General features: G+C 61.8%; 9 protein-coding genes. 5 read left to right on the top strand and 4 right to left on the bottom strand.

Going from position 1 to position 14,113, the window contains the following annotated elements; all coding sequences use genetic code 11:
- Nucleotides 1-59 precede the first annotated feature (59 nt).
- The 4 genes from D0550_RS01870 (at nt 60) to D0550_RS01855 (ending at nt 3,946) form a co-directional block, all read left to right on the top strand.
- Nucleotides 60-782 (top strand): DUF899 family protein, encoded by a 723-nt coding sequence (locus D0550_RS01870; RefSeq protein ID WP_116807396.1) that lies wholly within the window; start codon nt 60-62, stop codon nt 780-782.
- 218 nt (nt 783-1,000) lie between these two features.
- Entirely contained in the window at nt 1,001-2,131 is a 1,131-nt protein-coding gene (lldD, locus tag D0550_RS01865; RefSeq protein ID WP_116807395.1) for an FMN-dependent L-lactate dehydrogenase LldD, read from the top strand.
- Between the two features lie 14 nt (nt 2,132-2,145).
- A complete protein-coding gene (locus D0550_RS01860) occupies nt 2,146-3,117 on the top strand; it encodes a 2-hydroxyacid dehydrogenase (RefSeq protein WP_116807394.1) in 972 nt (323 codons plus the stop codon).
- Between the two features lie 19 nt (nt 3,118-3,136).
- Nucleotides 3,137-3,946, top strand: coding sequence for a kinase (locus D0550_RS01855; protein ID WP_161965594.1), 810 nt, complete (start codon nt 3,137-3,139; stop codon nt 3,944-3,946).
- Here D0550_RS01855 and D0550_RS01850 read toward each other — a convergent pair.
- From D0550_RS01850 to D0550_RS01840, 3 genes are all read right to left on the bottom strand, one after another.
- A complete protein-coding gene (locus tag D0550_RS01850) occupies nt 3,920-4,639 on the bottom strand; it encodes a GntR family transcriptional regulator (protein ID WP_116807489.1) in 720 nt (239 codons plus the stop codon). The two genes, D0550_RS01855 and D0550_RS01850, sit on opposite strands and share 27 nt — an antisense overlap.
- 14 nt (nt 4,640-4,653) lie before the next feature.
- Nucleotides 4,654-8,400, bottom strand: coding sequence for a glycoside hydrolase family 43 protein (locus D0550_RS35390; protein WP_206606042.1), 3,747 nt, complete (start codon nt 8,398-8,400; stop codon nt 4,654-4,656).
- A 104-nt stretch (nt 8,401-8,504) separates the two neighbouring features.
- The gene (locus tag D0550_RS01840) at nt 8,505-11,573 is read right to left on the bottom strand and encodes a TonB-dependent receptor domain-containing protein (RefSeq protein WP_116807392.1); all 3,069 of its coding nucleotides are present in this window, start codon (nt 11,571-11,573) and stop codon (nt 8,505-8,507) included.
- Between the two features lie 348 nt (nt 11,574-11,921).
- On the opposite strand from D0550_RS01840, the gene D0550_RS01835 reads away from it, so the two are divergent.
- Nucleotides 11,922-13,376, top strand: a complete 1,455-nt coding sequence (locus tag D0550_RS01835) for a Gfo/Idh/MocA family protein (RefSeq protein WP_116807391.1) — start codon at nt 11,922-11,924, stop codon at nt 13,374-13,376.
- 25 nt (nt 13,377-13,401) lie between these two features.
- Here the strand turns inward: D0550_RS01835 and D0550_RS01830 are convergent, their stop codons facing one another.
- Complete coding sequence (locus D0550_RS01830; RefSeq protein ID WP_116807390.1) at nt 13,402-14,067, bottom strand: PEP-CTERM sorting domain-containing protein; 666 nt, start codon at nt 14,065-14,067, stop codon at nt 13,402-13,404.
- Nucleotides 14,068-14,113: the final 46 nt, after the last annotated feature.

Here is a 14,113-nt window from a genome sequence, read left to right as displayed (position 1 = left end):
GGCGCTGCGGACTGCGGTCCGTCCTTGGAGCATCATGGTGGCGTTCCAAGGAGATCCCTATGGCCCAGACGAAGACTTCGACTCAGCCCTTGATCCCGGCGGCGGAGCTGGCGGCAAGGAACAAGATCGACATTCCGAACGAGAGCGCCGAATACCGTCGGGCGCGCAATGCCCTGCTTGCCGAGGAGATCGAGCTGCGCCGGCACATCGAACGAGTGGCGGAGATGCGTCGCGCACTGCCGCCGGGCGGCGAGGTAAAGAAGAAATATCAGTTTCAGAGCGAGCGCGGTCCGGTGACCTTCGCCGACCTGTTCGGCGATAAGCAGACGGTGGTGGTTTACAGTTATATGTATGGACCGGAGCGCGCCCGGCCGTGCCCGATGTGCACGTCATTGCTCAGCGCATGGGATGGCGAGGCGCAGGACATCGAGCAGAATGTCGCACTCGCAATCATCGGTCAGTCGCCGATCGAGCGCCTGGTCGCATTCAAGAATGAGCGCGGCTGGCGCAATCTCAAGCTGTATTCAGATACGAGTCGCGAGTACAGCGCCGACTATGGCGCCAATACGCCAGAGTTCGCCGATACCGCTGCGGTCAATGTGTTCACCAGGCGCGATGGTGTCATTCGTCACTTCTGGGCGGGCGAGATGGGCTTCGACACGGCCGATCCCGGTCAGGATCCGCGCGGCGCACCCGATCTCATGCCGCTGTGGACCGTGCTCGATATGACCCCGGAAGGCCGCAGGCCCGACTGGTATCCCAGCCTCGAGTATCCCCGCTAAGTCCCAGCCGGATCCTGAGCGCCTGATATATTATGCTCAAGGCCTGATATACGAAGTGAGCATCGGGCCGTCAGGGCCCGATGCCGGTTTGAGCCAGGCGCGCGAAGGGATTCGTGTCGTGGTCGAAGGCCCGTACAATTCCGGAATTCTTGCCCGTGAAGGGCGCAACGGAGCGGGAGGACGGGCCCTTTGATGTACGACTATCAGCCGGTGACCGCATGACGCTTGCGTCCTTCAAAGATTTTCACCGGGCCGCAAAGCGGCGTCTGCCTCGGTTTCTGTTCGATTACATCGATGGTGGCGCTTATGACGAGCGCACCATGCACAAGAACGTCAGCGATCTGACCGAGATCGCACTACGGCAACGCGTGTTGCGCGACGTTTCCAATGTCGATCTGAGCACGACGCTGTTCGGCCGCAAGCTGTCCATGCCCGTGGTGCTCGGTCCGATCGGCATCTCAGGGATGACTGCCCGGCGGGGTGAAACGCAAGCGGCGCTGGCCGCGTGCAATGCGGGTGTGCCATTCACTCTTTCCACGGTCTCCATCTGTTCGATCGAAGAAGTCGCGAAGCATTGTCCGGCGCCGATCTGGTATCAGCTGTATGTAATCAAGGACCGCGGTTTCATGCGCGAGATGTTGTCCCGTGCGAAGGCGGTTGGTGCGCAGGCGCTGGTGTTCACTGTCGACATGGCGGTGCCTGGTGCTCGTTATCGCGATGCTCACTCGGGCATGTCCGGGCGCAACGCGCCGCTGCGGCGGGTGTTGCAGGCCATGGGCAAGCCGAGCTGGTCCTGGGACGTGGGTCTGCATGGCCGGCCGCATTCGCTGGGCAATCTCAAATCCGTGCTGGGGGCGAAGAGCGGCCTGGGCGATTACATGGGCTGGCTCGGCGCCAACTTCGACCCGACGATTCGTTGGGCCGATCTGGATTGGTTGCGCCAGGCCTGGGACGGACCGCTCATCCTCAAAGGCATTCTCGATCCTGAAGACGCGATCTCTGCGGCGCAGATCGGCGCCGACGGCATTGTCGTTTCGAATCATGGCGGCCGTCAGCTCGACGGTGTGCTCTCATCCGCGCGCGCGTTGCCGGCGATTGCCGACGCAGTGAAAGGCAAAGTGACGATTCTCGCGGATTCCGGTGTGAGGTCCGGCCTCGATGTGGTGCGCCTGATGGCGTTGGGCGCCGAAGGTGTAATGTTGGGCCGAGCCTGGGTATTCGCGCTCGCGGCGAACGGCGGGGCCGGTGTCAGTCAGTTGCTGGACATTTTCGCCAAGGAAATGCGAGTGGCGATGGCGCTGACCAGCGTGTGCAATGTCGGCGAAATCGATCGCTCGATTCTGGTTTAGCAAGGAAGGTCCGCATGTCACGTCCGAGTTTGTTGATTACGCGCCGCTTGCCCGCGTCGGTGCTGGAACGCCTGCGCGCCAGTTATGAAGTGACCGTCAATCCCGACGATCGTGCGCTCGGGCGGGAAGCCTTGTTGATGGCGCTGCGCAGCTTCGACGCGCTGTCCCCGACCATCACCGACAAGTTGGATGCCGCGCTGTTGCTCAACTCCGGGCTGAAGACGCGGATCATCGCCAACTTCGGCGCGGGCTTCGAGCACATCGATCTGGAAGCGGCCAGACAAGCGAACCTGATTGTCACCAACACGCCCGATGCGCTGACCGATGCGACCGCCGAGCTGACCATTCTTCTGATCCTGATGACCAGTCGTCGAGCGGGCGAGGGCGAGCGCCTGGTGCGTGCCGGCAGGTGGACCGGTTGGGCGCCGACCCAACTGCTCGGCATGAATGTGAAAGGCAAGACTTTGGGCCTGATCGGCTTCGGCCGCATCGCTAAGGAAGCTGCGCGTCGTGCTCGCGCGGCACTGGGCATGCGCATCGCCTATCACTCGCGCAGCCGGGCCAGTGCCGAAGAGGAAAGGGCGCTCGGCGCCGAGCATCATGAGACGCTGGAAGGTCTGCTCGCGGCGTCCGATGTGGTGTCGTTGCATTGTCCGGGCGGCGCGGCCACGCATCACTTGATCAATGCGAACACGTTGGCTCGAATGAAATCGACTGCGATCCTGATCAACACGGCGCGTGGCAGTGTGGTCGATGAGGAAGCATTGGCCAATGCCCTCGCGCAACGGCAGATCGCGGCGGCCGGTCTGGATGTGTATGAGCGCGAGCCGGCGGTATCGCCGGCGCTGCGGGAGCTGGATAACGCAGTACTATTGCCACATCTCGGCAGCGCGACGCTGGAAGCGCGTACTGCCATGGGCATGCAAATGGCCGACAATCTGGACAGCTTTTTCGCCGGCCGAACGCCACCCAACCGTGTCGCCTGAATCGCAATCCGCCGCTGACATCATCCAACACGCAATCCAGGCGAGGCTGCCGCCACGATCGCGGCACCCGCTCGTGGTCGGCGTATGTGGCAGTCAGGGCAGCGGCAAGAGCACCGTCTGCAAGACGCTGACGGCCCGCTTCACCGAAGCGGGTCTCAAAGTCGCGAATCTCTCCCTCGATGATTTGTACTTGCCACTCGCGGAGCGGGTGACGCTGGCGAGGCACGTCCATCCGCTGCTTCGTACGCGCGGCGTACCGGGTACGCATGACACGAAGTTGGGCGTACACACGTTGAATGCTCTCGCGCATGGCGGACAGGTCCCGTTGCCTCGTTTCGACAAGTCGATCGACGATCGTCGGCCCAAGGCGCAGTGGGATTCGATCGAAGGACCGGCGCAACTCGTGTTCTTCGAAGGCTGGTGCGTGGGCGCGCGGCCGCAAACGCTCGGCCCGCTGGATCAGCCGGTGAACCAGCTCGAAGCGAATGAAGATGTCGATGGCCGCTGGCGCCGCTATGTGAACGATGCGCTCGGCGGCGAATATCAGCGCCTGTTCGGGAAGATCGACCTGCTGGTGCTGCTCGCGGCGCCGTCGTTCGATGTCGTCTTGAAGTGGCGCACTCAGCAGGAGAACGAGCTGCGCGCGCAATCGGGGAACAAGTCGGGCGTGATGGATGATGCGGCGCTGGTGCGCTTCATCCAGCACTATGAGCGGCTCACGCGTCACATATTGATCGAGATGCCGGGGCGCGCCGATCTGGTGATTCGCCTGTCGCCCGAGCGCACCGTGCTCGGCCGGCATTCAAACCATGCCGAGAATCCGCTGTAACGCCGCCTGGAAATGACGGCTCAGCGCGGCTTCCGCCTGATCGGCATCGCGCTTGTGACACGCTTCGAGAATTTCCATGTGCTCGCGAAGCGCGCGCAGCGCCAGCGGCGCGGTGATGCGCCGATCCAGCTGGATCAGAACCAGATAATTCTTCAGCCGCCGCGACGCCGTTTCGATCAGCGGATTGCGCAGGCTCGCGACCATTTCGCCATGCAGGCGATCTTCGAGTGATTGTAGCGGCGCCAGGTGCTCCGGCAGCAACCCCTTCGCGCTGATCTGGTCGATCAATGCCCGATGGTCCTCGGCAAGCTTTGCGATATCAACGGCGTCGCCGTTCTCCGCATAGGCTCGTGCTGCCGAGCGCTCGATGATCGAGCGGAACTGGTAGGTGCTGCGCGCCAGCTCCAGATCCGGCTTGAGGAACTCGATGCCCGCCCGCGGATGAATAGTCAACACGCCTTCGGCTTCGAGAATGCGCAAGGCATCGCGCAACGGCTGCACCGGTACCCCGAGCATGCGCACCAGGTCACTCTGCGACAGGAACGCACCGGTGGGCACTTTGCGATTGAACAGCCCTTCGAGAATGGCTCGATACGCTATCTCGCTCAGACGGCGGCCCTCGGCACTGGTGTCGGCCTCGGAGGAGGCGAGAACGGGTCGCAAGTCCGCTTGCGGCTTTCGTCGACTGGGCATGCTGGCATCATATATCAAGGCAGCGGTCGCAAACCTTCCGCGCGCACCCGCCAGCCTTCCTTTGGGAAGCCCGGCAGGTAAGTGAGATCGCCGTCCCAGCCCGCAGCCATCAGCCCGACCGCTAGTAACAACCCGCCGTTGGATGGAAAGTAGGTCTCGGCGAGCCGGCGATAACCGGCATCGCTGTTCGCGCCGTTGGTGGCTGTGGGGATCAGATCCGCCGCATGCTCATTCAAATGTACGCGTGGCGTCATGCCGCTGACGCCAAATTGGAAATTCCTGGAGCGCGAAAGCAGGAAGTCGACGGCCTTGTCGGGCTCATGCAAGCGGGCTGCAGTCATCGCCAGCAGCGGAAAGTCCCATCCCCACGTTTGCCGCAAGTCCCAATGAGATTCCACGGCGCGCAAGGTGCGACGCATGGTTTCCCGATCGACACTCAGCCCCGGCAACAGGCCCAGCGCACCCAGCAACGAAGGATGGTCGCGATTCCAACATTCGTCGGCCGTGTTGCCATTGGCGCACTTTGGGCTACGCGCCTGCTCCCATTGCTGGGGAAACGACTCGACGGCCAGGTACAAATCGTCCCGTTGCGGCAGCGGCGATAGTTTCTGCAGCACCCGATCCCATTCAGGCTTGCGCGGCAGCTTCAGTCGTTCGCGCCAGCTCTGGGCAGTTGCCAGGCCGAAGCGGAAATATTCCAGCTCGAACGTGGGATTGAATGTGGTCAGCGGCGGAAAGACTTCCTGCGCCGGGATCAGCGGCGGGCCTAGCACGTATCGGTCGGTCTTCCGGTCATAGTGAGCGAAGGCAGCCAGCAGATCGGCAGTCTCGAACACCAGATCGCGATACTGCGCCAGCGTAACCGGGCTCGGGCGGTCGCGATAAATCAGCTCCGCGAGAAAAATCGGATGCGGTTGCTGCCACATCAGGAAGGGCGTGATGGTGCTCGGGCTTTCGCGGCCTTCAGGCCCCACCATCTTCGGCCACCACGCGCCGCTCAGTCCATGAGCGGCTGCGCGTGCCTTCGCTTCGGGCAGATGCTGTTGATACCAAGGCATACTGCGTTCGAGCAGCTCCGTGCGGCCCCACAGGGCGAAGTGCGCGGCGTGCCAGGGGTGCATCTCCAAGTGGAACTTGCCGTTCCAGCTGTTGGAGAACAAACCTTCTTCCTGAGGCGGCAGCGTTCCGGCGGCGTTCAGCGCCATCAGATATTGAGAAAGCACCACGCGACGCTCGAGTTCCTGCGCGCGCGGATCCGTGCTGCCGGAAAAATCTATAACACCGCCATTGTTCCAGTACGAATCCCAGTGCGTCGTTACGGCGTCCCGTGTTGACGATGCTGACGGCAGCGGTTGTTCATATTGCTCGGAGGAGAACAGCACGCTCAAGCTGAACACGCCATCCCCGGCCGTGGGGTGGATCCGAATCGAATGAGGACCGATGGCATCGAATGTCACATCGGCATCGCTGGCGGCTGTGACGAAGTAGCGGGTGTCGTCGAGGCGCCGCTGCAAAGAAATCTGCCGCACGGTCTTGGCGAGCACTTGCGTCGTGTGACGCTCGGGATGCTCCCAGTCCGCCGGATTCGGGTTGAGCTGAGCCGCGACCCCTGGAAATTTCAGATCGACCCCGAGCCGCCACGGCTCGATCGTCGGAGCCTTGATACTGATTTGGAGCAGATCGAGCCGCGGATGCACACTCGTCTCGATATCGACGGGCTGGCCTTCGATCTCGAAGTGACTGCGCAAGGTGCCGCTCCACATGTCGAGCGTTTGTCGGGTCGCTTGCAGATCGGCGAACTGCGCCGGTTTGCCGTCCTTCGACAGCAGATGCAGAGACACGCGCCCGAGCGAGAATCGATGAGGATTCTCGCGCAGCCACTGAATCTCCGGGCGCTGCGCCTCGGACCAATCGCGTAGCCACGGGTACTGCTGTGGCTGCCCGCGAACGTCGACGGTCTTGAGGCTGTCCTCATATTTATACTGCTTGGGATTCGCAAAGCGGTGCCATCCCCACTGCGCCTGAGTCATGAGCGGCGTCAGCGACGAATATTGCTCCTGAAAGGTTTGCAGCCCCGTGATGTCGGCAGTGAAGGCGAGGTTGCCATTCCCGACCATGAAGGGCGAGGCCGGGTCGATGCGGGTCAGCGTGGGATTGTGCCGGGTCACCAGGCCTTGCCGATCGATGGCGGTGTCCTCGACGCGGACCCAATCGAAGTCAGCGATGCCACCTCCCTTGGGGTCGGAGGTGAAGGTGAACAGCGCCGGTCGCGCGCCTTTCCACCAGCTGAACATCAGCTTCGCGCGAGTGCCGAACGGCTTGAACGTCTTGCCGTCGTCTGTGCTGTACGAATAGCGGGCGAATTCATCGTCGACGTTGACTCGCAGCAGCAGCGAGTCAGCTGCAATGACAGCGCCGATCGAGTCCGTCCCCGCATAAGAGAACGTGAGATGACGCTTGCCCGATCGTTGCGTCAGCCCGATCCAGCTCGGCCGCTTGCCGAACATGGCGAGGCCGGCCTTCTGGCCATCGCGCATCTTGCTCACCAGAATTCGTGTCGTGATCTGCGACGAGCGGCCGTGCAGGACTTGAGTCAACGTGTTTTTCGCACTGACGAAGTTCGGGGCGGGCAGCGCCTTCAGTCGCAAGTGGCCGCGGCGTTCGCTCAAGCTCCAATGCGCGTCGGAAGGGTTGTGATTCCATTCCCATTGCACGCTGAGTTGGGTCGCGGAGAACTCATCGGAGGTTTGAATCTGTACCGGTTCAGCCTTGGCGCCGGCGTCCGGCACACGATGTGACAGCACAGGTTGCCCATTTGCAGCGCCGGGTAGCACTTCGCCCATCACCGGCCAGCCGTCTTCCCAACGCACCGGCTGCATGTGAACGATACGGCCGTACGCGCCCGTGCTATTGAAATGCAGGAACCAGCCTTCGCCCGAAGGTGTCTCGACGTAACCGCCTTGATGAGGCGCTTGCACGTGAGTGGTGCCTTTCGAGAGCACAGTGCGTACATCGTAAGGACCATAGATGTTCTTCGAGCGCAGCACCGCCTGCGGCCCTTCGCCGACGCCGCCATAGGGCGCGAAGATGTAGTAGTAACCGTCGCGCTTGAGCAGTTTCGGGCCTTCGAGAATGGGCAATCGTTGTGGGTCTTCAACGATTACCTTGCCGGCGTCGAGCACCTTGGTGCCGTCGGCTGTCATTCGGCGCAGGATCAGTGGGCCCGCGCCGACGCGCGAATGAACCAGATAGGCGTTGCCGTCGTCGTCCCACAGCGGGCACGGATCTTCGAGATTGGGCTCGTCGATGACTTTGACAGGTGCGCTCCACGGGCCTTCGGCTCGCGCAGCGCTAGCCATGAACACGCCTTCGGTGGGCGTTGCGAAGTACACATAGAAGCGCCCCTCATGAAAACGGATGGCCGGTGCCCACACGCCGGCGGCGTAGCGATGGCCCATCCCGGTGTTGAAAGGAATGCGCTCGGTGGTGTCGTCGAATTCCACCGGGCCGGGCAGGTCGTAGTTGGGATCGAAGCTCAGGCGCGGCAGCACGTGTGCGATCAGCGTCCAGTGCACCAGGTCCTTGGATTTGAGCACCGGCACACCCGGTGAGAAATGAAACGTCGACGCCACCATGTAGTAGCTGTCGTCGACGCGGATGACATCCGGATCCGAGTAGTCCGAATGCAGAATGGGATTGCGATAGGAAGGCAGGGGCTCAGCAACCGCGACGCTCGTGGGGTCAACGAGCGTCGCGGCCATGAGCAAAGCCGAGCTTAAGGCAAGAGCAATCGACTTCATGCTTTCTCAAATTCCCTGTGGCGGCGTGACAGCATGGGGGTGACCGTCACGCCGCCACCTCTCGATCATAACGTGCGGACCGTCATACCAATGAACATGGTGCGACCGTTGTAGTCGTAGGTGGCAGGCCACGTGTTGGCACGAATCTGCGAGCTGCCGACCACCGGCGGATCGTCGTCGGCGAGGTTGTTCACGCCGCCGAAGAACTGCACCTGCTTGCCCCAGTCGTAAGAGAAGGACAAATCAAGATAGTTCTGCGCGGCCAGCCGCGGATTCACCAGATCGGCATAGGCCGGCGGTGTCGCGCCCGAGCGCTGTGGCAGCAGATAACGATCCACGGTGACATCGTCGATGTATCGATGCCGCAGACTCAGGCTCAGCGGTCCGGTCGTCCAGGTGAAGCGAGTCACGCCCTGATATTCGGGAATGGGCTCGCCGCAAGTGGTGCCGTAAGAAGCGACGCAGCGGTTCTTCACATTCGGAAACGCCTGCACCGGCGTCAGCGTGAGCTCATTCGTCTTGGTCCACGCGGTGCTGATGTTCAGCGTGCTGCCGTTGCCGAACAGGCCGAATCCGAAGTCGAAGCCGTAACGCGCCGACAGGTCATAGCCGGAAGTTGCCAGCCCGCCCGTGTTCGCCTGTCGGATCTCGGCGTAGTACGGCACGCTGATCTCGCCCGTCACCGGATTGCGGTTGATGGCCCGGCAGAACTCGCTATTGATGTTCTGGATGACGTTGAAGCATAGATTCAACGTGTTGTTCAGGCCACCGCCGAGCTGGGCGATCGCGCCTTTCAGCGAAATGTCGAAGTAGTCCAATGTGACGGCGAGCTTCGGCAACGCTTGCGGGGTGATCACCACACCGAAGGTGCGCGTGTCGGATTCTTCTTCGCCAACGTTGGGATTGCCGCCAAACAGGGCCGGGATGATGGTGTTCGGCTGCACGCCCGCCGTGAACACCGACGCAGCCGGAACGCCGCTCGCGATACACAGCTGCCGCACGGCGTCGGTTTGGCCGGAGGCGGGTTGTTTATCGGAGCAAGGATCGGTTGCCGGCTCGACGCTCTGACGCAGGCCGCCATAGAGATCCGCTACATTGGGGGCGCGAATGGCGCGCTGGAATTGACCGCGGAACGCGATGTCTCCATTCAAACGCCAGTCGAGGCCATAGAGATAGGTCCAGACCTTACCCACTCCGTCCAGATCGTAATCGGACATACGGAACGCGCTGTTGGCGGTGAGGCTGTCGATGAACGGCAGGCCGCCGAGCAGCGGAATGCGCAACTCACCAAACAATTCCTTGGCGGTCACATCGCCTTCGGTCGGCAGGCCAGGATTGAATCCCACCACGTCGCCCGAGCGCAGGAACTCATCCGGCGTGAACTTGGACGACGCATAACGCCACTCGGCACCGACCGCGAAGGCCAGCGGGCCGGCGGGCAGATCGAACACCTGGCCGGATAGCGTTGCGGCCGCAACCTGCAGCTCCGCCTCGGTGACGTTGGTTGCGCCAATGGCAATGGCGTTCACAGCGGCGTCCGAGATGTTCTGGCCGAAGATGTTGAGCACCGGCGCCGCGCCGCCGCTCGACAGCAAGGCGCTCTGGAAGCGGCTGCGAGAAACGTTGCCCGACTGACGGCTCGTTTCTTCGGTGCGCGCGAAGGTGTAGTAGACATCGTAGGCGAGGTTGCGGAGGAATTTCTCCGAGACATCGCCGATGTCGCCCCGCATCCCCAGCGCCATGCGCCAGACATTGCGATCGGAGACGTTCTCGCGCAATCCGACTTCGACCAGTCGACGGCCGACGTTCAGGACCGCGAAGCCGTCATTCGGGTTGTTGACGCGTGAGCTCGATCCCGTAGTCACCGTGGTCGGGCCGGTCTCGGCGAGATCCAGCTGGCGCAGCACCTCGTTCATCCCGGGGATGTTCGCGAGATAAGGATTGTTGACGTTCACCAGGAACGGACCGCCGATGTTGGTCGGTGCCAGCTGCTGGTCGACGCGGTTGTTACTGAAGTGGAACTCCAGATAGCCGGTCGCCTTGTCGGTGAAGTCGTAATGACTGAACGCGTTCACCATCCAGCGCTCTTGCGGCACTTGCAGATAGTTGTCCGGGCCGAGATTGAAATCGTCCTGCGGGGTGAGTGCAGGGCGAACCGCTGTGCCATCGTCGTTGAATGTGAAACCCCGCGAGCCCATGCCGGTCAGGCCGGCAGCGGCCAGCGCAGCATTCAAGCCGGGATTCGACGTGGACGAGCCGGCGAGCGGCACGCCTGTGAAGCGGCCGTTAGGAATGTCACCACTGCCGCCCGCAATCAGGCCGGGCACGCCGCCAGCGGCGCGACACGATGAGCCGGAAGGCACGGACACTGGCACGCCCGCGCGATCGCGGCTGGCAGATTGCGGTGTCACGCAGCCGTCGGATAGAGAGTCGAATGCCCATTCGCCACGCTCGCCGCGAGTGATGGAGCCGCGATTGAGATAGTTCACCGACACGACTGCGTTACCGCGACCCTCGGCGAAGTTACCGCCAACAGTGAGGTCGATGTTGTAAGTCGGCGTGGTCGTCGGGCTGTCGTAACTGGTTTGCGCCGTGGCTTCGACGCCTTCGAAGTCATCACGCATGATGAAGTTGACGACGCCGGTGATGGCGTCGGAGCCATACACGGCAGAGGAGCCGCCAGTCACAACTTCGGTGCGCTCGATCAGCGCAGTGGGGATAGTGTTGAGGTCGGTGACCTGTTCCGGACCGTAGATTGCGAAACGTCGTCCATTGACCAGCACCAGATTGCGGGATGCGCCGAAGCCGCGAAGGTTCACATCGGCGGTGCCGCCCGGCACCGTGTTCGCCGAGGCGCCACCGTTGGTGGAGGCCACGAATTGAGGTGAGTCGCTCAGGATCTTTTCGACGTTGGCCGCGCCGGAGAGTTTTATCTCCTCCACGCCGATGACGCTCACCGGCGTCGAGGTATCGATGCCCGCGCGCGCGATTCTCGAACCTGTCACCAGCACCTCTTCCACTTCTGTGCGCTGCGCGTCTTGTGCGAATGCCGCCGTGCCAAAAGTGGAACCCGCGAATACCACGCCGAAGCCGAGCGCAGCCGCCCGCCGGCGATGTTTCCATCTCCCGATCATTTCATAGCCCCCTATGAAGAAATTTTGTCTTGGTCGCCCGCGCCAGCGCGTGAGCGGTTTTGAATCATTTTGATGATGACCGGCTCATACCGATCGCATTCTGCGCTTCTCCCTGCGAGTTACCGCTATCATTTCTTGCCGCCATGACCGGCAATGAGCGAGAATTATCATAGTTGATTGAAGTTGGCTAGAGGTCGAGCAAATCACTGCTGGCTCGATCGCACGTCACGACGATCGATCAGGTCGAGCGAATAAAGCAGACAATTATCTCTGCCAAGGCGCTCGCCCGGGTTCCGGCGCCAAGCTTGCGAACTGTCACAAAACACTTATTTTCCAGGGGTTTCATGCATGAATGACAAAGATTCGGTCGGCCTGGATCGACGCACCGTGCTCAAGTCGGCTGGTGCCGTCGCGCTCGGTCTGGCGAGCACCGCTTATGCCGCCACGCCCAGGAAGCGCTTCGCGGTGGTCGGGTTGGGCTCGCGCTCACGCATGTACACGAACGCCATCACGGGCAAATTTCGCGACGCCAACGAATTGGTTGGAGTGAGCGATAACAACGCCGGCCGCGCGGCGCTCGCCGCCAAGGCCATTGCCGCGACCGGCGCGAGCAAGCCAAAGATTTATAGCGCGGTCGATTTCGATCGCATGATTCGCGAAACCAAGCCGCAAACCGTGATCGTCACTTCGCCCGATGCCACTCACAACGATTACATCGTGCGGGCGTTGGATGCGGGTTGCGATGTCATCACCGAAAAACCGATGACCACGACTGCCGAGAAGGCTCAGACCATTCTCGATGCCTGCAAGCGCAATGGCCGGCACGTGCGGGTGACTTTCAACTATCGATACTCGCCACCGCGCACGCAGATCAAAGAAATGCTGATGAACGGCGACATCGGCGACATTCTCTCGGTGGACTTCAACTGGTTGTTGAACACCGTGCATGGCGCGGACTACTTCCGCCGCTGGCACAGCAATAAAGCCATCTCCGGCGGCCTGATGATTCACAAGGCCACGCATCACTTCGATCTGGTGAACTGGTGGCTGGGGGCGCAACCGGAGTCGGTGATCGCCGTGGGTAAACGAGAGTTCTATACACCCGACATGGCCAGGCGCATGGGGCTGAAGGGTCATCACGAGCGCTGTCGGACTTGCCCTGAGCGGGCCGCTTGCACTTTCTACTTCGATCTCGCAGCGGATCCGGGGTTGAAGGCGCTGTATCTGGATAACGAGCAGCACGATGGCTACTTCCGCGATCAATGCGTGTGGCGCCCGGACATCGATATCGAAGACACGATGAATGTCGTGGTTCGTTACGACACCGGCACGACGCTCAGTTATTCGCTCAATGCGTTCAACTCGTGGGAGGGCTATCACATCGCATTCAACGGCACCAAAGGTCGCATCGAGCACTCAATAGTCGAGCAAGCCGGTGTCGCGGGCGCCGACGAGACGCAAGGAAAGATCAAGGATGATGGCGTGACCACGCGAATCATTCCTTTGCGAGGCGCGCCGCGCGACATCGAGCCCTGGACTGGGACGGGCGGTCACGGCGGCGGCGACGATGTGATGTTGAATGAGATCTTCGGCGATGCGCCGGCGGATAAGTACAAGCGTGCGTCGGACGAGCGCGGCGGTGCGTATTCGATGCTGATCGGTGCCGCGGCCAATCAGTGCTTCAAAACGGGGCAGTCCGTGCGCATCGATCAGTTGGTGACGGGACTGACGCCAGCGGATCGCGCGCCGATGCCCAGCCGCACGGCATCGTTGCCGATGCCGATGCGAGTGAAGATGCCTTAATCGAAAGGGGGCGGGGGCGCTCGCGTCAGGCGCGGGCGCTCTTTTTCGCCCCGCGCCGACGTTTTACGCCGATAGCGAGTCCGGCGCCGAGCGTCAGCAGGCCCAGCGTTGCGGGCTCGGGAATGTTGTTGGTCGGTGACACTGCCACCAGGCGCAGGTTTTCACCGCAGGTCCCGAGGCAAATCATGTTCTGACCGAGGCCGATGTCGGCGATGAAAGAAAAGTTGTGGCCGAGCGGCGCATCGACGACCGAAGTGCGCACCAGTTGAATGAAGTAATCGCCCGACGCCCAGCGAACCACGTCTTCATAAAAGGGCTGTTGTGGATTCGGGCCGAGGAACTGCCGGTAGCTGGTGCTTTGATTCGGCGATGCCAGATCCCAATCCAGCGCTTCGGTCGTGCCGACCAGCCGCGCGTGGAAATAATCCAGTTGATAGTGACCGAACCAGGGGTCGTTGGGGTCGGTGTGCAGGCCCTGATCCAGTTGTGTCACCAGTACGCCGCCGCTGTTCAGGTACGTGGGCTGGATGTCCACGTCATACTCCATCGTGAACCTGAACGTAGGATCGTCGCCATTCTCGTAACTGCGACCCTCACCGAAGTAACCGTACGTGTAGTAAACCGGAATGGCCGATGAGGTCGCCGACCAGATCAAGCCCACGCACGCCGCCCAAAGACTCGCCTTGCGCATTATTCGGTCTCCCTGCTGCGAACACGCCTGCGTGGACGGTTCGCAA

Source organism: Steroidobacter cummioxidans (assembly GCF_003104955.1).
The sequence above is the reverse complement of the archived record's forward strand: the minus strand, read 5'-3'. Positions and strand labels throughout refer to the sequence as shown.

Excerpts from the sequence above, each read along its gene's own strand:
- D0550_RS01835 (WP_116807391.1), top strand. The coding sequence starts at position 11,922 with ATGAATGACAAAGATTCGGTCGGCCTGGATCGACGCACCGTGCTCAAG.
- D0550_RS01870 (WP_116807396.1), top strand. The coding sequence starts at position 60 with ATGGCCCAGACGAAGACTTCGACTCAGCCCTTGATCCCGGCGGCGGAG.
- D0550_RS35390 (WP_206606042.1), bottom strand. The coding sequence starts at position 8,400 with ATGGCCGCGACGCTCGTTGACCCCACGAGCGTCGCGGTTGCTGAGCCC.
- D0550_RS01840 (WP_116807392.1), bottom strand. The coding sequence starts at position 11,573 with ATGATCGGGAGATGGAAACATCGCCGGCGGGCGGCTGCGCTCGGCTTC.
- D0550_RS01860 (WP_116807394.1), top strand. The coding sequence starts at position 2,146 with ATGTCACGTCCGAGTTTGTTGATTACGCGCCGCTTGCCCGCGTCGGTG.
- lldD (WP_116807395.1), top strand. The coding sequence starts at position 1,001 with ATGACGCTTGCGTCCTTCAAAGATTTTCACCGGGCCGCAAAGCGGCGT.
- D0550_RS01830 (WP_116807390.1), bottom strand. The coding sequence starts at position 14,067 with ATGCGCAAGGCGAGTCTTTGGGCGGCGTGCGTGGGCTTGATCTGGTCG.
- D0550_RS01850 (WP_116807489.1), bottom strand. The coding sequence starts at position 4,639 with ATGCCCAGTCGACGAAAGCCGCAAGCGGACTTGCGACCCGTTCTCGCC.